17 protein-coding genes and 1 other RNA gene are annotated in these 20,308 nt (G+C 67.8%); 4 read left to right on the top strand and 14 right to left on the bottom strand.

Annotated elements, in window-relative coordinates:
* The 4 genes from dnaX to ubiD form a co-directional block, all read right to left on the bottom strand.
* Positions 1–1,140 (bottom strand): DNA polymerase III subunit gamma/tau (gene dnaX / locus ACFPOU_RS05165; RefSeq protein WP_379717898.1); only part of this gene is annotated, 1,140 nt, incomplete at its 3' end.
* Between the two features lie 104 nt (positions 1,141–1,244).
* Positions 1,245–2,645, bottom strand: coding sequence for a methyl-accepting chemotaxis protein (locus ACFPOU_RS05160; protein WP_379717896.1), 1,401 nt, complete (start codon positions 2,643–2,645; stop codon positions 1,245–1,247).
* A gap of 292 nt (positions 2,646–2,937) precedes the next feature.
* An RNA gene (gene ffs, locus ACFPOU_RS05155) (signal recognition particle sRNA small type) lies at positions 2,938–3,036 on the bottom strand.
* 77 nt (positions 3,037–3,113) lie between these two features.
* Positions 3,114–4,598: a 4-hydroxy-3-polyprenylbenzoate decarboxylase gene (ubiD, locus tag ACFPOU_RS05150; protein WP_379717894.1), complete on the bottom strand. Its 1,485-nt coding sequence runs from the start codon at positions 4,596–4,598 to the stop codon at positions 3,114–3,116.
* Positions 4,599–5,064: 466 nt separating this feature from the next.
* Here ubiD and ACFPOU_RS05145 point away from each other — a divergent pair, with 466 nt between their 5' ends.
* Positions 5,065–5,991 carry a transglycosylase SLT domain-containing protein gene (locus tag ACFPOU_RS05145; protein WP_379717892.1) on the top strand — a complete coding sequence of 309 codons (927 nt, stop codon included), beginning with the start codon at positions 5,065–5,067 and terminating at the stop codon, positions 5,989–5,991.
* A 213-nt stretch (positions 5,992–6,204) separates the two neighbouring features.
* On the opposite strand, the gene nusB is transcribed toward ACFPOU_RS05145, so the two are convergent.
* Genes nusB through ribBA form a run of 3 tightly spaced genes read right to left on the bottom strand, consistent with a single transcriptional unit; the run spans position 6,205 to position 8,342 of the window.
* Entirely contained in the window at positions 6,205–6,675 is a 471-nt protein-coding gene (nusB, locus tag ACFPOU_RS05140; protein WP_379717890.1) for a transcription antitermination factor NusB, read from the bottom strand.
* A gap of 11 nt (positions 6,676–6,686) precedes the next feature.
* Positions 6,687–7,169, bottom strand: a complete 483-nt coding sequence (gene ribH / locus ACFPOU_RS05135) for a 6,7-dimethyl-8-ribityllumazine synthase (RefSeq protein WP_379717888.1) — start codon at positions 7,167–7,169, stop codon at positions 6,687–6,689.
* Between the two features lie 60 nt (positions 7,170–7,229).
* Positions 7,230–8,342 (bottom strand): bifunctional 3,4-dihydroxy-2-butanone-4-phosphate synthase/GTP cyclohydrolase II, encoded by a 1,113-nt coding sequence (gene ribBA / locus ACFPOU_RS05130; RefSeq protein ID WP_379717886.1) that lies wholly within the window; start codon positions 8,340–8,342, stop codon positions 7,230–7,232.
* 351 nt (positions 8,343–8,693) lie between these two features.
* On the opposite strand from ribBA, the gene ACFPOU_RS05125 reads away from it, so the two are divergent.
* The 3 genes from ACFPOU_RS05125 (at position 8,694) to ACFPOU_RS05115 (ending at position 15,370) form a co-directional block, all read left to right on the top strand.
* Positions 8,694–11,399: a two-component system response regulator gene (locus ACFPOU_RS05125; RefSeq protein ID WP_379717884.1), complete on the top strand. Its 2,706-nt coding sequence runs from the start codon at positions 8,694–8,696 to the stop codon at positions 11,397–11,399.
* Positions 11,400–11,463: 64 nt separating this feature from the next.
* Positions 11,464–14,334, top strand: coding sequence for a M16 family metallopeptidase (locus ACFPOU_RS05120; protein ID WP_379717882.1), 2,871 nt, complete (start codon positions 11,464–11,466; stop codon positions 14,332–14,334).
* A 211-nt stretch (positions 14,335–14,545) separates the two neighbouring features.
* Positions 14,546–15,370: a nuclease-related domain-containing protein gene (locus ACFPOU_RS05115; protein WP_379717880.1), complete on the top strand. Its 825-nt coding sequence runs from the start codon at positions 14,546–14,548 to the stop codon at positions 15,368–15,370.
* Here ACFPOU_RS05115 and ACFPOU_RS05110 read toward each other — a convergent pair.
* Genes ACFPOU_RS05110 through pilV form a run of 7 tightly spaced genes read right to left on the bottom strand, consistent with a single transcriptional unit; the run spans position 15,334 to position 20,282 of the window.
* On the bottom strand, positions 15,334–15,963 hold the full coding sequence (locus ACFPOU_RS05110; RefSeq protein ID WP_379717878.1) for a riboflavin synthase: 630 nt from the start codon (positions 15,961–15,963) through the stop codon (positions 15,334–15,336). The two genes, ACFPOU_RS05115 and ACFPOU_RS05110, sit on opposite strands and share 37 nt — an antisense overlap.
* A gap of 12 nt (positions 15,964–15,975) precedes the next feature.
* The gene (gene ribD / locus ACFPOU_RS05105; protein WP_379717876.1) at positions 15,976–17,115 is read right to left on the bottom strand and encodes a bifunctional diaminohydroxyphosphoribosylaminopyrimidine deaminase/5-amino-6-(5-phosphoribosylamino)uracil reductase RibD; all 1,140 of its coding nucleotides are present in this window, start codon (positions 17,113–17,115) and stop codon (positions 15,976–15,978) included.
* A gap of 17 nt (positions 17,116–17,132) precedes the next feature.
* Positions 17,133–17,684 carry a GspH/FimT family pseudopilin gene (locus ACFPOU_RS05100; protein ID WP_379717874.1) on the bottom strand — a complete coding sequence of 184 codons (552 nt, stop codon included), beginning with the start codon at positions 17,682–17,684 and terminating at the stop codon, positions 17,133–17,135.
* Positions 17,681–18,136, bottom strand: coding sequence for a type IV pilin protein (locus tag ACFPOU_RS05095; RefSeq protein ID WP_379717872.1), 456 nt, complete (start codon positions 18,134–18,136; stop codon positions 17,681–17,683). The genes ACFPOU_RS05100 and ACFPOU_RS05095 overlap by 4 nt, the downstream gene beginning before the upstream one ends.
* 25 nt (positions 18,137–18,161) lie before the next feature.
* Positions 18,162–18,788, bottom strand: a complete 627-nt coding sequence (locus ACFPOU_RS05090) for a pilus assembly protein (RefSeq protein ID WP_379717870.1) — start codon at positions 18,786–18,788, stop codon at positions 18,162–18,164.
* A gap of 7 nt (positions 18,789–18,795) precedes the next feature.
* Positions 18,796–19,737 (bottom strand): PilW family protein, encoded by a 942-nt coding sequence (locus ACFPOU_RS05085; protein WP_379717868.1) that lies wholly within the window; start codon positions 19,735–19,737, stop codon positions 18,796–18,798.
* On the bottom strand, positions 19,734–20,282 hold the full coding sequence (gene pilV, locus ACFPOU_RS05080) for a type IV pilus modification protein PilV (RefSeq protein ID WP_379717866.1): 549 nt from the start codon (positions 20,280–20,282) through the stop codon (positions 19,734–19,736). Before pilV ends, ACFPOU_RS05085 begins: the two co-directional genes overlap by 4 nt.
* Positions 20,283–20,308: the final 26 nt, after the last annotated feature.

The following is a 20,308-nucleotide window of genomic DNA, read 5'->3' as shown; positions in this document are numbered from 1 at the left end:
CGCGGCCGCGGCCGGCGCGGCGACCTGGGCGGCGCCGCCCTGCTCCGGGCGAAACGCCAGCATGCGCAGCAAGGTCATCGTGAAGCCGGCGTACTCGTCGGGCGCGAGACCGATCTCGTTGCGCCCATGCACGGCAATCTGGTAGAACAGCTGCACTTCCTGGGCGTCGAACGCCTCGGCCAGGCGCAGGATATCGCCCCGTTCCGGCAAGTCTTGCGGCAAGGCGGCCGGCACCGACTGCGCCAGCGCGATCCGGTGCAGCAAGCTGCCGAGATCCTGCAGCGCGCCGTTGTAGGACAGGCTGCGGCTGGCCATCTCGTCGGCCACGGCCAGCAGGTCGGCGCCGTTTTCCTGCGCCAGCGCGTCCAGCAGGCGCACCAGATACGACTGGTCGAGCGCGCCGAGCATGCCCTGCACCGCTTCCAGGGTGACGGCGCCGGCGGCGTAGGCGATGGCCTGGTCGGTCAGCGAGAGCGCGTCGCGCATCGAGCCGTGCGCGCCCTGGGCCAGCAGGCGCAGGGCGGGCACCTCGAACCCGACTTCTTCCTGGCCGAGGATGTTTTCGAGGTGGCCGACGATATGGCCCGGCGGCATCTGCTTCAGGTTGAACTGGAGGCAGCGCGACAGCACCGTGACCGGGATCTTCTGCGGGTCGGTGGTGGCGAGGATGAACTTGATGTGCTCGGGCGGTTCCTCGAGCGTCTTGAGCATCGCATTGAATGCGTGGTTGGTCAGCATGTGCACCTCGTCGATCATGTAGACCTTGAAGCGCGCATTGCTCGGTGCATAGACGGCCTGCTCGAGCAGCTGGGCCATTTCGTCGACGCCGCGGTTCGATGCGGCGTCCATCTCTATATAGTCGACGAAGCGCCCGGCATCGATCGCGCGGCAGGCTTCGCAGGCGCCGCAGGGCTGGGCGGTGATGCCGCCGGCGCCATCCGGGCCGGTGCAGTTGAGCGACTTGGCCAGGATGCGCGACAGCGTCGTCTTGCCGACGCCGCGGGTGCCCGTGAACAGGTAGGCGTGGTGCAGGCGGCCCGTGTCGAGCGCGTGCGTCAGCGCGCGCACGACGTGCTCCTGGCCAACCAGCGTTTCGAAGTTCTTGGGGCGGTATTTGCGGGCGAGGACTTGATAGGACATGCCGCGATTTTACCGCAGTTGCGCGCTCGCGCGCACTTTCCCGGCTGAGGGAGGGTGCGCGGGAGCGGCTTGACAGGACGGCAAACCGGCCCGCTTTTTCCCGCTCAGGCGGCCAGCAAGGCCGGGCGCTTCGGCGCGCCGTCGACGCCGTCGAGATGGAACACGGACACGACCTCGGCCAGCCGCTGCGCCTCGTCCTCGAGCGCGCCCGCCGCCGCGGCGGCCTCGCGCACCATGGCGGCGCTGTCGCGCGTCTCGCCGTCCATCACGCCGATCGCCTCGCTGATGGCGGCGATACCCTGCGCCTGCTCGCGGCTGGCGCTGCTGATCTCGCCGATGATGCCCGAGACCTTGTGCACGCTGTCGACGACCTCGTCCATCGTGCGCCCCGCCTGCTGGGCCAGTGTACTGCCGGCACTGACCTGGACCCGCGATTGCTCGATCAAGGTCTTGATCTCGCGCGCCGCGCCCGCGGAGCGCTGCGCCAGGTTGCGCACTTCGCCGGCGACGACCGCGAAACCGCGGCCCTGCTCGCCCGCGCGAGCCGCCTCGACGGCCGCGTTCAGGGCCAGGATATTCGTCTGGAAGGCAATGCCGTCGATGACGGAAATGATGTCCTCGATCCGGCGCGAGGAAGCGTCGATCGCTTCCATGCGTTCGACGACTTCGGTCACGACCTGCCCGCCGCGGCTGGCCACGTCCGACGCCGAACCGGCCAGCGCATCGGCCTGGCGTGCGTGTTCGGCATTCTGGCGCACGGTATCGGTCAATTCGGACATCGATGCGACGGTGGCGCGGATCGAGGCGGCCTGGCGTTCGGTGCGCTGCGACAACTCGGCATTGCCTTGCGCAATCTGGTGCGAGGCGGCACTGGTGGTGTGCACGCTGTGCTGCACGCTGGTCAGCGCCTGCCCCAGCAAGCCCACCACGTCCTGCAGCGCGCGCCCGCTCTCGCTTCGCGCCGGCAACTGGGCGCGCAAGTCGATGCTGCCGTTGGCCGCCTGCAGCGCCCCGACGCTGACGCGCAATTCGGCCGATTGCACGGTTTCGCGATGGAGTACCTGCGCCAGGAAGCACAGGACGATGGTTTCGGCAACCACGTAGCCGGCATGCACGAGCACGATGCCGATGCCCGGTTCGGCCAGGCAGCGCACCCCATAGCCCAGCTCTTGCAGGTAATTAAAGGAAAGGTGGTGCAGCGCGACGACGGCGGCGGCGAAGACGATCACGCTCCAGTCGCGGTACGACAGCAGGAAAGCAAGCGCCACGAACAGGCCGAAGTGCAGCTCGTCGCGTCCGCCGCCCTGGTGGATGTGCAGCGCGCACATGACGATCAGCGCGAATGCGGTCGTCATGCGCGTTGCGCGCGTGCCGCCGGCGACCAGCATCAGGATGGTCGGCAGGGCGGCGGCGGGAATGCCGATCGCGAGCGCCCAGCCAAGCGTGTCGTGCATGCCGGACAAGGCCAGGGCCATGCCGAACATTGCCCACAAAATCGCGACCATCATCCGATCCGCTTGCCGCGCATGCCGGCGCAGCGCCTCACCCACCTGCAAGTTGCTCATCCCACCCCCCGAATTGCTGAAATTATTGAAAGGGAAGAGATTACAGCAATTTTTGTTTCCATGCGGCACGATTGAACGACGACACTGGGACGCCTTGTCCCGGAAGATGCGCAATTTGATGAACAGACAATTGTTTATGAAAATAAAACAAATGTTTGACGCGCAGATCGGCGCCATGCACGAAGCACCGGGTGTGCTGACTGAAGAAACGACGGGGAAGAGGAACAACGAAGGAGGCGAGCCTGATCTGCGGCACTTGCGGTGAACGGCTTTGGCTGCTTCGTTCCCGACCTGACCAGGTAAACCATGCCACAATGCGCAGGGGCCCGCCAGAGCGTATTATAACCGACGCCACGGTCTTGTGGCGCCGTTTTCTTCCGGGCAGGAAGGGGCCGCTCCAGCCGCGCTTCAAATACCGAGTTCCTGCCAGATCGTATCGATCCGCTGCCTGACCTCCGGTGACATCGTGATCGGCGTTCCCCACTCCCGGTTCGTCTCGCCCGGCCATTTATTGGTGGCGTCGATACCCATTTTGCTGCCCAGGCCGCTGATCGGCGAGGCGAAGTCGAGATAGTCGATCGGCGTGTTATCCACCAACACCGTGTCGCGCGTCGGATCGACCCGGGTCGTGATGGCCCAGATGACTTCTTTCCAGTCGCGCACGTCGACGTCCTCGTCCACCACGACAATAAACTTCGTATACATAAACTGGCGCAGGAAACTCCAGACCCCGAACATCACGCGCTTGGCATGGCCGGCATACTGCTTTTTCATCTGTACCACCGCCATGCGGTAGCTGCAGCCTTCCGGCGGCAAATAAAAGTCCGTGATCTCGCTGAACTGCTTTTGCAGCAGCGGAATGAAGACTTCGTTCAGGGCCACGCCCAGGACGGCCGGCTCGTCCGGCGGCTTGCCGGTATAGGTCGAGTGGTAGATCGGATCGCGCCGCATGGTGATGCGGTCGATCGTGAATACCGGGAAGCTGTCCTGCTCGTTGTAATAACCGGTATGGTCGCCATAGGGGCCTTCCAGCGCATGCTCGAAGCCGGACGGGTGGTTTGCATCTGGATAGATATGCCCTTCCAGCACGATCTCGGCGGACGCGGGCACGCGCAGCTCGCTGCCGATGGCCTTGGTGAGCGTCGTGCGCTGGCCGCGCAGCAGGCCCGCGAACTGGTATTCCGACAGGCTGTCCGGTACCGGCGTCACCGCGCCCAGGATGGTGGCCGGATCGGCGCCCAGGGCGACGGCGACCGGATAGGGCTGACCCGGATTGGCGATCGCATGCTCGCGGAAGTCGAGCGCGCCGCCGCGGTGCGCCAGCCAGCGCATGATGACCTTGTTCGGCCCCAGTACCTGCTGGCGGTAGATGCCCAGGTTCTGGCGCTTCTTGTTCGGCCCCCTGGTAATGACCAGCCCCCAGGTAATCAGGGGCGCGACGTCGCCCGGCCAGCAATGCTGGATCGGCAGGCGTCCCAGGTCGACATCATTGCCTTCCCAGACGATTTCCTGGCAGGGGGCGCCCTTGACTTCCTTGGGCGCCATGTCCCACACGGCCTTGACGAGGGAACCGAGACCCATCAAGTCCTTGAAACCGCGCGGCGGCTCCGGTTCCTTCAGGCGCGCCAGCACATGGCCGATGCGGCGCAATTCCTTCACGCTGTCGGCCCCCATGCCCAGGGCCACGCGCTCGGGCGTGCCGAACAGGTTGGCAAGCACCGGTATCGCATGGCCGGTGGGACGTTCGAACAATAGCGCCGGTCCGCCGGCGCGCAACACGCGATCGGACACCTCGGTCATCTCGAGAATTGGCGAAACCGGGGCCGTTACCCGCTTTAAGTCGCCATTTAGTTGCAGTTGGGACATAAAATCCCGAAGATCTGAATATTTCATCAACTTTTGCTTGTTTTTTCGATTGCTTGCGGTTAATCAAATTGCGTCGCCAAGTGTTTGATTTGGCAAGGTATTGCTGAGCTGAGCCGGGAAAAGTCAGATCTAAAAGTAATAATACGCAGTCGTGCTAGTATTGACTTGGTATAAACGACCTCCTACAATCGCACCTACTTGATGAGACGGTCATTTTCACAGCTGATTGTAGCCGTTCTCATAACTTCACGGGGTCGGGGCCCCAACGACATTTTTAAGGAGTGTTTCCTCAGGCTTCTGCCTATCCCCGACACAGTTGTTGAGCCACTGGACCAGCCCCACGGGCATCGGCCAGCTGAAGCAAAGCAATGACGGCGTTTTGGCCTTCCACAGGTGAAGGCCCTGACGATTTTTCTGATGCACGGCATTGGTACCAACGTAGCGCCTGGAGCGCCACGACGGGATCCTTTTCGCCGCGACAAAGGGGACTTCGATGAGCAATCGTTTCATCGGCACGAGCGCAAAGCTCGTCCAATCCATGGCCAGCCAGCCAGTCACGTTTTCACAAGCGGGCAAAACGGTACGCGGTCTGTTGACCACGATGCAGCACACGCTGACCGTGTTCGGTCTCTCGGCAGTGGCGGTACTGGCCCTGCTCTACACGAATCCGGATGCAGCCAAGAAAGTGTCCGAGCTGCTGTATCCTGAATCCGTCGCCCCCGCACCCGCCGGTGCCGTCCTCGCGACCGCCACCCCATCGCCGACCCAGGACGTCGCGGTGGACACATCGCAGCACCAGCCCGAGGTCAAGCACCTTGCCAGCACCAAGCAGCAGCAGAACGTCACCTCCTGGCTGGCCAAGCGCTACCGCGTGGCCGGCGATGCCGCCAACATGCTCGTCTCGACGGCCTACTCGACGGCCCACGAGATCAAGCTCGATCCACTGCTGATCCTGGCCGTGATGGCCATCGAATCGGGCCTGAACCCGTTCGCGGAGAGCGCCATGGGCGCCAAGGGCTTGATGCAGGTCATGGCGAAGGTTCACCATGACAAGTTCCAGGAAGTGGGCGGCGCCCAGGCCGCGCTCAACCCGGTCGCGAACATCCGTGTCGGCGCCCTGATCCTGAAAGATTATGTCAAGCGCACCGGTTCCGTCGAAGGCGGCCTGAAGACCTATGTCGGCGCGGCCGACATGGACAGCGATTCCGGCTACGGCGCCAAGGTCCTGGCCGAATACCACCGCCTGAAGGAAGTCGCCGGCGGCAAGAAGGTCCCGACCACCAAGGTGGCGGCGCCGAGCCAGATGGTCGTCAAGGCAAGCCCGGCCGCCCCGGCGGCGCCGGCAGCGCCGGCCGCCCCGAAAACCGAGGAGCCGGCCCCCGCCGTCGAGCCGCATGCGGAAGCGTTGGCTACGCTATAAGCGCCGCGCGCAGGAGTTCGCGTCACATGGCCACCGCTTGCGGTGGCCTTTTTTATCGGCGCGAGGGTGGCGCACCCACGATATGCAAAGCCGCCGCGCCCAACAAAAAAGCCACCGCGCCTGCTCGGCGCCGGTGGCTTTCCGCCATGCCTGCTATCTGGAAGAAGATGAATGGACGATCGACGACGGATCAGATGGTAATCGGCGGGCCGATCAGCGCCGGGCGTCGGCGCCCACTTCTTCCGGACGCAACTGCTGGGCCAACTTGTCGAGCACGCCGTTGACGTACTTGTGGCCATCGATACCGCCGAAGGACTTGGTCAGCTCGACCGCTTCGTTGATGACGACGCGATACGGGATGTCCGGATGGTTCTGCAACTCGTAGGCGCCCAGCAGCAGCACCCCGTGTTCGATCGGCGACAGCTCGGCCACCGCGCGGTCGATCAGCGGGGCGATCCGCTCGCGCAGCGCGACCGAGGTGGCGATCGTGCCGTTGAGCAGCGCGGAGAAATATTCGCCGTCGGCCTTGTCGAAGCCATGGGCGGCGCGGATGTTGTTCGCCACCTGCGACGATGGCTCGTTATTGAGCAGCCATTGGTACAGGCCTTGCAGCGCGAACTCGCGCGCGCGGTGGCGCGGGGTGCGGTTCTTGCTCGGGTTGGCGTGGGTGGTCTTGTCGGTCATGGTCGTCCTTCTTACTCTTCTTCCTCGGGGTGCAGCTCTTCCAGCGCCAGCAACAGGTTGGCCATCTCCACCGCCACCTTGGCCGCGTCGGCGCCCTTCTCCGCCATCCGTACTTCGGCCTGCTCGTCGGTCTCGGTGGTCAGGATCGCGTTCGCGATCGGAATGCCGTAGTCCAGGCCGATGCGGGTGATGCCCGCGCCGGATTCGTTGGCCACCAGTTCGAAGTGGTAGGTTTCGCCGCGGATGACGGCGCCGAGCGCGATCAGGGCGTCGAACTGCTGGGTCTCGGCCATCTTTTGCAGCGCCAGCGGCACTTCCAATGCCCCCGGCACGGTCACGTGCAGGATGTCCTCGTCGGCCACGCCCAGGCGCTTCAACTCGGCCAGGCAGGACGACAGCAGGCCATGTCCGACGTCGGCATTAAAGCGTGCCTGCACGATTCCGATGCGCAGATCCTCGCCCGTCATGTTGCTCTCATAAGTTCCTACCGTCATGGCTGCCCTCTTTATAGTGTGTTCGTATTCATCATGGAATGGTACCGCGCCCGCTGGCACTCAAGCCGACGGATTGGCGATATAGCCGGTGACCTCGAGATCGAAACCGGTCATCGACGGCATCTTGCGCGGATTGGCCAGCAGCTTCATCTTGCCCACGCCCAGGTCCTTCAGGATCTGGGCGCCGATGCCGTAGGTACGCAGGTCCATCGTCGCCGCGCGCCCGCTCGGACGCGCACCCGGCGCGTCGAGCGAAGTAAATTGCGCGAACAGCTGCTCGGCCGTCTCGCCGCAATTGAGCAGCACGACCACGCCGGACTCGCTCTTCTTGATCGCTTCCATCGCCGAAGCCATGGTCCAGGAATGGGTCGTGGCGCGGTGTTCCAGCACGTCGAGGATCGACACCGGCTGGTGCACGCGCACCAGGGTTTCGACATCGCGTTCGAGTTCGCCATGCACCATCGCCAGGTGGGCGCAGCCGCTCGGCTTGTCGCGGTAGGCGATCAGCTGGAATTCGCCGTGGGCGGTATTGAGCATGCGCTCGGCAACGCGCTCGACCAGGCTCTCGTTCTCGCTGCGGTAATGGATCAGGTCGGCAATCGTGCCGATCTTCAGGTTGTGTTCCTTGGCGAACTCGATCAGGTCCGGCAGGCGCGCCATGGTGCCGTCTTCGTTGATGATCTCGCAAATCACCGAAGCCGGCGACAGTCCCGCCATTTCGGTCAGGTCGCAGCCCGCTTCGGTATGCCCTGCGCGCATCAGGACGCCGCCCTTGACCGCGCGCAGCGGGAAGATGTGGCCCGGTTGCACCAGGTCGTCCGGTCGCGCGTTCCTGGCGACGGCCACCTGGATCGTGCGTGCGCGATCGGCCGCCGAGATGCCGGTGGTCACGCCCTCGGCCGCTTCGATCGAGACCGTGAAATTGGTGCCGAAGGAGGTCCCGTTCCGGCTCGTCATCATCGGCAGCGCCAGGCGGTCGCAGATTTCCTCGGACAGCGTCAGGCACACGAGGCCGCGCGCGTGCCGGATCATGAAATTGATCGCCTCGGGCGTGACGAAGTCCGCTGCCAGGACCAGGTCGCCCTCGTTCTCGCGGTCTTCTTCGTCGACCAAAATGACCATGCGGCCGGCGCGAAGTTCGGCAACGATTTCCTGGGTGCTGGAGATAGACATGCGGATTTCCTTGAAACGGTGACGCGTCGTGCGTAATCCGCTATTTTAAAGGATTTGGCGGCTTTCCGGCCGACTCCCTGCAAGGAGCCCGGCAGCACGAATTCGCGGCGCGGCTGAATCTGGCCACCCTAAACGTTGCTACATGGCAACATCTTGCATTTGTTCCGTAACAATTGTTAATTAATATGTTTTACTATGCAACTATGTGATGTTTGCGACATCGATTGGTCTAAGGGTGACAACACTCAGGTTTAACGCGTCGGCGTGCTGCCCCGGCGCACTACGTGGAGTTTTCATGCTGGTACAGAAATTCGTTCCTCAGCCCACCGCAGCAGCCCGGGTGACGCGCTGATGGCCACCATTCTTATCGTCGATGACCGGCCGAGCAACCGCGCCTACCTGATGGCGCTGCTGGGCTTTACCGAACACCGGCTGCTCGAAGCCGAAGACGGCGCTTGCGCCCTGCAACTGGTGCGCGCCGAGCGTCCCGACCTGATCATCACGGACATCCTGATGCCGACCATGGACGGCTACGAGTTCGTCCAGCGCCTGCGCGCCGACCGCTCCCTGGCCGCCACCCGCGTGATCTTCTACTCCGCCGTGTATGCCGAGCGCGAGACGGTGGCCATGGCGCGCAGCTGCGGCGTGCAGACGGTGCTGAGCAAACCCTCCGACCCGCAGGACATCATGGCCGCGGTCAACGCCGAGCTCGGCCAGTCGGCCGCCGCGGCGCACAATGCGCCGCGCCAGGCGTTGCCGAACGGGCGCGCCGTCGCCGAGGGCGGCGCCTTCACGCCGGCCGCCCCGCCTGGCGACAGCCGCCTGGGCGCGCGCCTGGCCGCGCTCGAGGAAATGTGCCTGCACGTGGCCGGCGAACGCCGGGTCGACGGCCTGGTCGACGTTTTCCTGCAGGGCGCGGCGCGCATCCTCGACGCCGACCAGCTGGCGCTATGCCTGCTCGAGAACGACGAGCGCACCGTCAGCCACCTGGCCGGACGCGGGCTCGACCACGCCCTCCTGCATCCGCATGCGACCGGACCGGGCCTGCCCGGCGCGCTGCTGCAAACGCGCGCCCCGCTGCTGCTGGCCGAAGGCGACCCGCGGCTGGCAACGCTGCCGCCCGGCCTGCCGCGCTGCGGCTCCTTCCTGGGCGGAGCGGTGCGCTGCATGCGTAACCTGTACGGCTGGCTGTACTTCGTACGCGCGCCGAGCGCGGCCCCGTTCTCCGGCGAGGACGAGCGCTGGGCCTCGGCGCTGGCCGCGCACCTGGCGGTGGCCTACGAAAACCTGAACCTGTACGGCGTCGTGCAGCGCCACGCGGCCCAGCTGCAGCTGGAAGCGACGGCGCGCGCCGAAGCCGACGCCGCCCTGCGCGAAAGCGAACACCGCCTGGAACTGGCGCGCCAGGTGTTCGACAGTACCCAGGAAAGCATCATGATGACCGACGCCAGCGCCAACATCGTCGCGGTCAACCCGGCCTTCGAGCGCATCACGGGCTTTCGCGAGGCAGAGGTGATCGGCCTGAACCCGCGCCTGCTGCGCTCGGGCTGCCACGAAGCGCCCTTCTACCGCGCGATGTGGGACGGGCTCGAACGGCACGGCCAGTGGCGCGGCGAGATCTGGAACCGCCGCAGGAACGGCGAGGTCTATCCCGAGCGCACCAGCATCAGCGCCGTGCGCGACGAGTCCGGCAAGCTGACCGCCTATGTCTCGGTCTCGACCGACCTGTCGGCCCTGAAGGCGGCCCATAACCAGCTCGACTTCCTCTCCAGCCACGACGCCCTGACCCTGCTGCCGAACCGCTCGCTGTTCCAGGATCGCCTGCAGCAGTCGATCGCGGCCGCGCGCCGCGACGGCAGCCAACTGGCGCTGCTGCTGGTCAACGTCGACCGGCTCTCGCGCATCAACGACAGCCTGGGCCACGCGGCGGGCGATGCGCTGCTGCGCGAAGTGGCGCGCCGCGCCAGCGAGGTGGCCGGCCCCACCGACACCGTCGCGCGCCTGTCGGGCGACGAATTCGTGCTGCTCACCAGCTGCGAGGACACCGAGGACATCATCCTCAAGGCCCAGCGCCTGATCGAGGCGATCGCCCTGCCCCATCCGGTCGGCGGGCACGACGTCGTCGTCACCGGCAGCATCGGCATCAGCGTCTTCCCGCGCGATGGCGACGCGCCCGGCGACCTGCTGAAAGCGGCCGATGCCGCCCTGGCGCACCAGAAGGACGCCGGCCGCAACGGCTTCCGCTTCTTCAAGGGCGAGATGAACGCACAGGCGATGCGCTGGCTGGCACTGGAAACGCGGCTGCGGCGCGCCATCGGCCAGGCCGAACTGGCGCTGCACTTCCAGCCGCAGGTGGCACGGCTCGATGGCCAGGTGCTGGGCATGGAAGCGCTGCTGCGCTGGAACAGCCCGGAACTGGGCCGCATCTCGCCGGCGGACTTCATCCCCCTGGCCGAAGACACGGGCCTGATCCTGCCGATCGGCGACTGGGTGATCCGCCAGGCCTGTCTGCAGAACAAGGCCTGGCAGGAGACGGGCTTGCCCCGCGTGCCGGTGGCGGTCAATGTCTCGGCGCACCAGTTCAAGGCCGGCACCGTGCCGGCCGTGGTGCGCGCGGCGCTCGCCGAATCGGGCCTGGAGGCGCGCTGGCTCGAAATCGAGCTGACCGAAAGCGTGATGATGGGCGACACGACGGCCGCCGAGGCCCAGCTGGCCGAGCTGCGCGCGATGGGCGTCTCGCTCTCGCTGGACGATTTCGGCACCGGCTACTCCTCGCTCGGCTACCTGTCGCGCTTCTCGCTCGACAAGCTCAAGATCGACCAGGCGTTCGTGCGCAACATCACGACCGACCCGCGCAGCGCCGCCATTGCCCAGGCCACGATCGCGCTGACCGAGGGGCTGTCGCTGCGGGTGGTGGCAGAAGGCGTCGAAACGCTGGCGCAGCGCGATTACCTGGGCCGGATCGGCTGCGAAGTGCTGCAGGGTTACCTCTACAGCCAGCCGCTGCCCCCATGCGAGATGGCAGTGTTGATGCGGGCCGGACACGTGGCCGTTTAAGCGTGCCCATGGGAGGGCGCCGGCCGGTACAATGGCCGCTCGACGCCCTTCCACGGAAACTCCGATGCTGCTCCGCCTCGTCCGCAACGCCTGCCTGGCCGCCGTCCTGCTGGCGCACTCCTTCGCCGCCGCCGCGCTGAAACTCGACGCGCCGATTCCCGTCGGCCCGCAAGTCAAGGTCGGCAAGCTCGCCAACGGCCTGACCTACTACATCCAGAAGAATGCCCTCCCCGAGCGCAGGCTCGAACTGCGCCTGGTCGTGAAAGCCGGCTCGATCCTCGAGGACGACGACCAGCAGGGCCTGGCGCACTTCGTCGAGCACATGGCCTTCAACGGCTCGACCAACTTCAGGAAGCACGAGCTGGTCGACTACCTGCAGTCGATCGGCGTCAAGTTCGGCGCCGACCTCAACGCCTACACCTCCTTCGACGAAACCGTCTACATCCTGCCGATTCCGCTGGACCGGCCCGACAACCTGAAGCGGGCCTTCCTGGTGCTGGAAGACTGGGCGCACGGCCTGAACTTCGATGACGCCGCCATTGAAAAGGAGCGCGCCATCGTGCTCGAGGAACTACGGCTCGGCAAAGGCGCGGCGGACCGCATCGGCAAGCAGGTCTGGCCGAAGATCTACAACGGCTCGCGCTATGCCGAGCGCTTGCCGATCGGAAAGGAAGAAGTGCTGCGCAGCTTCACGCCCGACGCCTTGCGCCGCTACTACCGCGACTGGTACCGGCCCGATCTGATGGCGGTGGTGGCGGTCGGCGACGTCGACCCGAAGACCGTCGAAGCGCTGGTCAAGGCCCATTTCTCGAAGCTGTCCAATCCCAGGCCGGCCCGCCCGCGCGTGCACGCCACGATCCCGCGCCGCGAAGAGACCGAGGCAATCGTCGTCACCGACAAGGAAGCCGGCGGCAACAGCATCCTGGTGCGCTACCCGGTGCAGCCGGTACGCGAACCGGACACCGTGCGCGGCTACCGCGAGCAGCTGGTCGAGGGACTGTTCTCGAACATGCTCGGCGCGCGCCTGCAGGAACTGTCGCAGCTGCCCGAGCCGCCTTTCCTCGGCGGCGGCAGCGCCCTCGGCAAGCTCACCCCCTTCTACAAGTCCTTCAATGCCGGCGCCACCATCGGCCCGGGCGGCGCGCCGAAGGCGATCGAAGCGCTGGTGCGCGAGAACGAGCGCGTGCGCCGCCACGGCTTCGGACAGGCGGAACTCGACCGCGCCCGGAAGAACATGCTGCGCAGTTACGAGCGCCTCTACAACGAGCGCGAGAAAACCAGCTCCGGCGCCTACGTGGCCGAATACCTGCGCCACTTCCTGCAGCAGGAACCGATTCCCGGCATCGCCGCCGAATACCGCTACGCCACCGAGATGCTGCCCGGCGTGACGCTCGACGAACTCAACAGTTTCGCGCGGCGCACGATCCCCACCAACTCCGGCAAGCTGGTCATCTATACCGGCATCGGGCGCGGCGACACGCCGGTCCCGGAAGGCGACGCGCTGCTGGCCGCGCTGGCCGCGGCCGAACGGGCCGAGGTCGCGCCGCATGCGGAAAAAACGCTCGCCACCCAGCTGCTGGCCGCGCCGCCGACAGGCGGCAGCATCGTTTCCGAGTCCGAAGACAAGGCGCTCGGACTGACCACCCTGACGTTCTCGAACGGCGTCAAGGCGATCCTGAAGCCGACCGACTTCCGCAACGACCAGGTCGTGATGAGCGCGGCGCGCTTCGGCGGCCAGAGCCTCTACGGCGACGCCGACATCCTGCACGCGCGCTACGCCAACGCCATCGTCGCCAGCATGGGCCTGAAGGACTATTCGCCGCTCGACCTGTCCAAGGTACTGGCGGGCAAGGCCGCCGCGGTGACGATGGGCGTGGCCGCCTACAGCGACGTGCTGGGCGCCTCCTCGGGCGCGACCGACATCGAGACCATGCTCCAGCTCCTGTGGCTGCGCTTCGACGCCGTGCGGCGCGACGAAGACCTGTTCAAGTCCTTCGTCGGCAAGCAGGTCGAAGCCGCGCGCAACCGCCTGGCCCAGCCGGGTGCGCGCTTCAGCGACACCGTGACCGCCGCGCTCTACGGCGACCACCCGCGCGCGCCGCGTCCGCTGCGTCCGGAGCAATTCGGCCAGCTCGACCTGGACCGCAGCATCGCGATCTACCGCGAGCGCTTCTCGAGCGCCAAGGACCTCACCTTCGTCCTGGTCGGCAGCTTCGACGCGGCCCGGATCAAGCCGCTCCTGGCCACCTACCTCGGCAGCCTGCCCACGCCCGACATCGCGACCGCCTGGCGCGACGTCGGCCTGCGTCCGGCCAAGGGCGTGGTCAAGCGCGCCGTCCACAGCGGCAGCGAACCGAAAAGCACGATCTCGCTCACCTTCACCGGCGAGGCGCCATTCTCCCAGCTCGAGCAGATGCGCCTGCAGGCCCTGGTCGAGGTGCTCAACATCCGCATCGTCGAGGTGCTGCGCGAACGGCTCTCGCTGATCTACGGCGGCAGCGCGGGCGCCTCGCTCTCCCCCATCCCCTACGGCCACTATTCCCTGTCGGTGACGCTGCCGACCGGCCCGGAACACGTCGACAAGGTCCTGGGCGCGACCTTCGCCGAAGTCGAGCGCCTCAAGCGCGAAGGCCCGAGCGCGGCCGACCTGGAAAAGGTCAAGCTGAACTGGATCCAGAACCACCGCAAGGCCCTGCGCGAAAACGGCTACTGGCTGGGCCGCATCCAGTCCGCGCTGCTCGACGGCACCGACCCGGCGACGATCCTCACGCACGAGGATAGCGTCAACGCCCTGGCCGCCGGCGACGTGCGCGACGCCGCGCGGCGTTACCTGAATACGGAAAATTACGTGCAGGTAGTGCTGTATCCGGAAAAGACTGCGGAACCGGTGCGGCAGGCGGCGGCGAAGGAAGCAGGCGCGGTCCTGGCCCACTGAGCGCAGGGCGGGCGCGGCGGTACGCGCGCGCTTGCGCGCCATGCGGGCGAGCTCAAGCTTGCTTTGCTTGCGCAGTCCACGCCCATTTTCGTGAGTCGGGAGCGCAACAAATTCCATGCAGCTGGAATAATCTTGCTTGTACTTACGTGAAACGATGGCGGATTGTTGACGCAAAGCTAGAGTAGGAGTTCGACCTCAGCAGGAGTTGACAATGATCTACAAGGACAGCGACAACAAGATGCCCGTCATCGCCATCTTGCAGCGCATGCTGACGCTGGCGGGCCCGGACAAGCGCCCGCTGATCGAGCGCGAGCTGCGCATGATGCGCGCGGGACTCAGGGCCGAACGCGAGGCGGCCGGCCTGATCGACCTGTACCTGAAGGATTCCACCCGCACGGCGGTCGTGCACGACCTGCGGCTGGTGTCGAACGACGGCAGCGCGGCGCAGATCGACCATCTGCTGATCCACCGCTCGCGCCGCTTCTACCTGCTCGACACCAAGCAGTTCGCGCACGGCCTGAAGATCACCGAGGACGGCGAATTCCTGCGCTGGAACGAGGTCGCCGGCAGCCTCGAGCCGATGCCCTCGCCGCTGGACGCGCTGGCGCGCCAGGTCTCGGTGCTGCGCGACGCGCTCGAGCCGTTCGGGCTGGACGACGCGCCGGTCGACACCCTGGTGCTGCTGGCGCCGAACGCGCGCATCGAGCGCCCGCGCCGCTTCGACAGCGCCCGCGTGATGAAGGCCGACCAGTTCATGGAAAAACTCAACAACGGCGTGGACAACGCGCCGGCACTGACCGCGCTGGGCAACCTGAACCGGACAAGGATGTCCGATTCGATCGGCGACATCGCGCACAAGCTGATGGCGCTGCACCGGCCGTCGACGGCCGACAGCATGGCCCGCTTCGGCCTGCGGCGCGCGCCGCCGTCCTCCCGGACCTGCGCCGGCGAAGCGGCCGATGGCGCCGACGCGGCGCCGAGTACACGGGAAGTCGCGAATCAGGCCTTGGCGGCCGACAGCATGCGCTCGACGTAGCGCGCGATCAGGTCGATCTCCAGGTTCACCTGCGAACCGGCATGCAGGTGCCTGAGCGTGGTGACCTCGATCGTGTGCGGGATCAGGTTGATCGAGAAGCGGCAGACCTGCGCGCCGTCCAGCGACAGGTCTTGCACGCGGTTCACCGTCAGCGACACGCCGTTGACCACGATCGAGCCCTTGTAGGCGAGGAACTTGCCCAGCTCCCCGGGCGCGTCGATGACCAGTTCGCGCGATTCGCCCACCGGCTCGAAGCTGTGCACACGGCCCAGGCCGTCGACGTGGCCCGACACCAGGTGCCCGCCCAGGCGCTCGGCCAGGGTCAGCGCCTTTTCCAGGTTCACTTCGCCGGGCGCGTCGAGCCCGACGGTCTTGTTCAGGCTTTCGCGCGAGACGTCGACCGAGAAGCTGGAATCGGTCTTGTCGACGACCGTCATGCAGGCACCGTTGATGGCGATCGAGTCGCCCAGCGCAACGTCGGCCAGCGCCAGGCCGCCGGCGTCGATCCGCAGGCGTACGCCGGCGTCCAGGCCACCCGCCTGCGGCGAGACCGAGTTGATGCTGCCGACGGCGGCGACGATTCCAGTAAACATGCTGCTATTTCCTCAAGTTGATTGTTGGGTGGTGAAGCGTGCCAGGATGCGCAGGTCGGCGCCGACCCTGGCGATATCGTGGAAGGTCAAGGCGGCTTTATCGGCCAGGCGCACCAAAGGCGGCAGCGCGAACATGCCCTGCCCGGCCCCGATCAGGCTCGGCGCCAGGTAGACCAGCAGCTCGTCGACGCAGCCTTCGCGCACCAGCGAGGCGTTCAGCTTGGAACCGGCTTCGACGTGGACTTCGTTGATCTCGCGCCGGCCCAGCTCCAGCATCAGGGCAGGCAGGTCGACCTTGCCCGCGCCGTTGGCGAGCACGATCACCTCGTGCCCGGCCGCGCGCAGCGCTGCCAGCTTCTGCGGATCGGGCCGCGCCGCCACGATCCAGCACGGCTCGCCCTGCAGGACGCGCGCATCGAGGCCGATGTCGAGCCGGCTGTCGACGATCACGCGGCGCGGCTGGCGCGGCGCGCCGAGGCCGGGCATGGCCACGCCGCGCACGGTCAGCCGCGGATCGTCCGCCTTGACGGTGCCGATGCCGGTCAGGATCACGCAGGCACGGGCGCGCCAGGCGTGTCCGTCCTGGCGCGCTTCCGGTCCGGTGATCCACTGGCTCTCCCCGTTCTCGAGCGCCGTCGTGCCGTCCAGGCTGGCCGCCGTCTTCAGGCGCACCCAGGGGCGGCCGTGGCGCATACGCTGGAAAAAGCCGATATTCAATTCATAGGCCGCGTCGGCCATGAGGCCGGAGTCGGTCGCGATACCGGCCGCTTGCAGCTGCGCCATGCCGCGTCCGGCCACCAGCGGATTGGGGTCGCCCATCGCCGCCACCACGCGGCCAAGGCCCGCCTCGACCAGCGCGTTCGAGCAGGGCGGCGTGCGGCCGTAGTGGCTGCAGGGTTCGAGCGTGACATAGGCCGTCGCGCCGCGCACGTCATTGCCGCGCGCGGCCGCGTCGCGCAGGGCTTCGATTTCGGCATGCGCCTGGCCGGCCGGCTGCGTGTGGCCGGCGCCGATGAGCACGCCGTCGCGCACGATCACACAGCCCACGCGGGGATTGGGCGCGGTGATGCGCATGCCTTTCGCGGCCCATGCGAGGGCCAGCGCCATGGCGGCGCTGTCGGTGTCGAGCTTCGTGTCGGTGTCGGTCTGCACTGTGGTCTTCAGGTTTTTCAGGAGGGCGCGGCGGCGCCGTCGCAATGGTCGTCGCGCTCGGGATCGCAGGCGCGGGCCCGGCCCAGCATGTTGATTTTAATACGGCGGACCGCCCCGCCGTGAAACAGCGACAGCGTGCCCCAGCGCGCGGTGCCGGCGCCGGCGCCGCAGCTGCGCCCGGCGCCATTGTAGGCGATGTAATACGGCGCTGCAGGACTCGTGAAGGCAAAAGCGGCCGTCACCCCGGCCGGCAGCGCCCCGTGCACGGCGAGGATCTCGTCCGCGGCGCCGGGCACGCCGTCGCCGTCGCGGTCGGCGAACACGGTCCAGCCCTGCGTCCAGTCGACGCCGGCGGCGTCGCGCGGCATGACGATCACGGTCCGGTTGCGCGCGATCGCCTGCGCCCGCGCCAGGCCGATGGCGCCGAACAGGTCGTTCGTCGCCGTGCGGATCTGCTGGGCGCGCAGCAGCGCGCCCAGGTCGGGCACGGCAACGCCCAGCAGGAGCGCGGCAATCGCGGTGACGATCAGCAGTTCGGCCAGCGAAAAGCCCGCCCGCCGCGGCCTCATGGCCAGCACCGCCGCGCGGCGCCGCTGGCGCCCTGCTCGCCCGTGCTGCGCAGGGTGAGCGTGCCGCACTCGGCGTCGTGGAAGCCTGCGTCGACGTTCGCCGTACCCGGACGCGCACGCAATTGCACGCAGTCGCGCAAGGCGCTGCCCGGACAGGCGCCGGCATCGATTTCGTAGGCGCTGGCGGGCGCGGTCGTGCCCGACCACCAGGGCATCGCGTCGACCGGCGCCGCGCTGGAAAAAGCGGCGTAGGTGTGGTGCAGCGCGCGGTGCTGCTCCTGCCGCTGCATGAGCGTAACGAGCGCGGCCATGCCTTCCATGCGCCGCGTCTTCGCCAGGTAGGCGGCGTAGCCGGGCCAGGCCAGGCCGGCCAGCACCGACAGGATGAGCAGCACGACCATCGCCTCGACCAGGGTGAATCCCCTCGCTCCCGCCATCGTTGTTTCGTCCATCGTCGTTTCCTCGTCGGGTGGAAAATCAGGATGCGCCCCGGTGCAGCGCCGGCCAGTTGGCGATCTCGCGCCAGCCCAGGCGCTTGCCCGGAACGCCGCCGGCGGCGCGCCGGTAATAGCTCTGCAGGACGACGAGCGTCGCCGGGTCGGCGCCGACGCCCAGCGCGGTGATGCGAAACAGGGGCTGCGCGCCCGGCAGCAGTTCGACCAGGTAGCGCGGCGCGGCGGCCGGCAGCGTGGCCGCGCCGGTAGGCAGCATGCGCCCGGTGAAGCGGCCGTATTCGACGCCGGCGGCGCCGGCCAGGTCGGCCGCTTGCCAGGCGGGCGGCGCGGCCCCGCCCGCCCGGCACAGGCCGGCCCTTTCAGCGTCGCCGCTATCGCCGCAGCGCCCGGCAAAGGCGGCGCTGTCCGGCGCGGCGAAGATCGCGGTGCGCGGCGAAGCGGGACCGGCCGCGCCATCGATGTCGCGTTCGGCGTCGCGCAGCGCGGCCTCGGCCGCCGCGTGCGCCACCTGCCGGTCGCGTTCGCAGCGCGCCGACTTCGCGCTTGCCAGCGCGGCGCGCGCGGCCGACAGCGACATCATCAGCAGCGCCAGCATCAGGAACAGCATGGTGACGAGCGCGGCGCCGCGCGCGCGGGAGGGTGTGCGCATCGCCGCCTCAGGGCTGCGCCGCGCCGACGGCGAACACGGCCGTGAAGAGGCGGCGCGCCGGCGCCGCCGCGCGGCCTGCCAGGGCGGCGGCGGTGACATGGACGCCCACATCCTGCACGCCCGCGCCGGCCGCGCCATAGGCCGGGCCGAACAGCGCATACGCGGCCGGCCCGACCGGCGCGCCAGAAGGCCGTTCGCCGTGCAGCAGCAGCGCCACCTGCACGCTCGCGACCCGCTTCCACCAGGTCTTCTCGTTCAGTTCGGCCTGGCCTCCCCCCGCCAGCGGCAGGGCGGCGTCGAGCGCGGCCAGCGCGCCGGCGTTCACGTAGCGGTTCGGGGTGCCGTCGGGCGGCGTGTCGGTATCGACGCCATACAACACCTGGAAGCTGTCGACGCCGGCCACCACCGCGTCCGCGCTCCAGTCGGCGGCGCCCCGGTATTTGCAGCGCAGTTCGGCCAGGCCGTCGCTGTTGCGGGCGACATAGAAGATGCTCCAGCCTTCTTTCGCCGCGTGCACGGGAAAGCCCGCGCAGTCGATGACGCTGCCGTCGCCGTGCGGCGCGGCGCCCGCGCCCGCGAAGCGCACGGCCAGCACGTCGCTGCCGTTGACGGCGGCGCCGACCGGGTTGTCGATGCCGGGGCCGGTCTTGCGCAGCGATCGGCTGTCCAGGCCGGCGAGCGGCGCCGGGCCCCGCGTGGCGGGCGCGGCGCCGCCGAGCCGTTCCCAGTCGACGAACGCCCCTTGCGCGACCGCGCGCCCGATCAGCGCCAGCGCGAAGCGTCCGCCATCGTCGACGCCGGCCGCGTCCTGGTGGGCGACATAGGAGCGGTTCGCGCCGATCATCAGCACGGCGCCGGCCAGCAGGACGCCCAGGCCCAGCGCGAGCGCGACCAGCAGCTCGGCCAGGGTCGTGCCGCCCTCGCGCGCCGGGCCATGGCGCGCGCTCATCCCGCCACCACCATGGCGACGAAGGGCGTCGCTTCCGACGCCGGCTGCCCCGGCCGCGCGGGCCTGCGCCAGCCCAGCTTGACGACGACCGGCGCATGCGCGCCGCCGCTGCAGGCCCATTCGATGGCCTGCAATGCGGCGTTCCAGACGCCGGCGTCGCGGCAGATGGCGATGCGCCCGCCGGGAAAGGCGCCGTGCACGATGCGCGCGGTTTCGTACAGGTCGAACGCGGCCAGCTGCGCCGGGTTGCAGGCGGCGCCGAAGCATTGCCGCGGCGGCGCGGGCGGCGCGCCGGCGGCCGCGTCGTAGGCGAATCGAAGATAGGGATTGGACGCGTCGGCCAGGGCCATCTGGGCAGCGTTGACGCGCATGCGCGCGCCGAGCGAGGCGGCCAGCTGCACGGCTTCCGATTCGAGCGCGGCATGCTGGCGCAGCCGCGCGCTCGCCACCTGCGTGGCCGCGGCCCCGACGACGCCGAGCGCGAGCACGGCCATCGCGACCAGCACTTCGACCAGCGTGTAACCGCCCAGGCAAGAGCGCAGCAAGGAACACCTCCTCGGTTCAGGCGCGG

Origin of the sequence: Massilia jejuensis (genome assembly GCF_042656795.1) — a bacterium.
GTDB classification, from domain to species: domain Bacteria; phylum Pseudomonadota; class Gammaproteobacteria; order Burkholderiales; family Burkholderiaceae_D; genus Telluria; species Telluria jejuensis.
This window is presented reverse-complemented; position numbering and strand designations above follow the sequence as displayed.

What these genes read in the sequence shown, in the direction of transcription:
- ACFPOU_RS05085 (WP_379717868.1), bottom strand. Translation starts at nt 19,737, where the DNA reads ATGAGCGCGCGCCATGGCCCGGCGCGCGAGGGCGGCACGACCCTGGCC.
- ACFPOU_RS05160 (WP_379717896.1), bottom strand. Translation starts at nt 2,645, where the DNA reads ATGGTCGCGATTTTGTGGGCAATGTTCGGCATGGCCCTGGCCTTGTCC.
- ribH (WP_379717888.1), bottom strand. Translation starts at nt 7,169, where the DNA reads ATGACGGTAGGAACTTATGAGAGCAACATGACGGGCGAGGATCTGCGC.
- ACFPOU_RS05095 (WP_379717872.1), bottom strand. Translation starts at nt 18,136, where the DNA reads ATGGACGAAACAACGATGGCGGGAGCGAGGGGATTCACCCTGGTCGAG.
- nusB (WP_379717890.1), bottom strand. Translation starts at nt 6,675, where the DNA reads ATGACCGACAAGACCACCCACGCCAACCCGAGCAAGAACCGCACCCCG.
- ribBA (WP_379717886.1), bottom strand. Translation starts at nt 8,342, where the DNA reads ATGTCTATCTCCAGCACCCAGGAAATCGTTGCCGAACTTCGCGCCGGC.
- ACFPOU_RS05145 (WP_379717892.1), top strand. Translation starts at nt 5,065, where the DNA reads ATGAGCAATCGTTTCATCGGCACGAGCGCAAAGCTCGTCCAATCCATG.
- ACFPOU_RS05100 (WP_379717874.1), bottom strand. Translation starts at nt 17,684, where the DNA reads ATGAGGCCGCGGCGGGCGGGCTTTTCGCTGGCCGAACTGCTGATCGTC.
- ACFPOU_RS05125 (WP_379717884.1), top strand. Translation starts at nt 8,694, where the DNA reads ATGGCCACCATTCTTATCGTCGATGACCGGCCGAGCAACCGCGCCTAC.
- ACFPOU_RS05090 (WP_379717870.1), bottom strand. Translation starts at nt 18,788, where the DNA reads ATGCGCACACCCTCCCGCGCGCGCGGCGCCGCGCTCGTCACCATGCTG.
- ACFPOU_RS05120 (WP_379717882.1), top strand. Translation starts at nt 11,464, where the DNA reads ATGCTGCTCCGCCTCGTCCGCAACGCCTGCCTGGCCGCCGTCCTGCTG.
- ACFPOU_RS05115 (WP_379717880.1), top strand. Translation starts at nt 14,546, where the DNA reads ATGATCTACAAGGACAGCGACAACAAGATGCCCGTCATCGCCATCTTG.
- ubiD (WP_379717894.1), bottom strand. Translation starts at nt 4,598, where the DNA reads ATGAAATATTCAGATCTTCGGGATTTTATGTCCCAACTGCAACTAAAT.
- ACFPOU_RS05110 (WP_379717878.1), bottom strand. Translation starts at nt 15,963, where the DNA reads ATGTTTACTGGAATCGTCGCCGCCGTCGGCAGCATCAACTCGGTCTCG.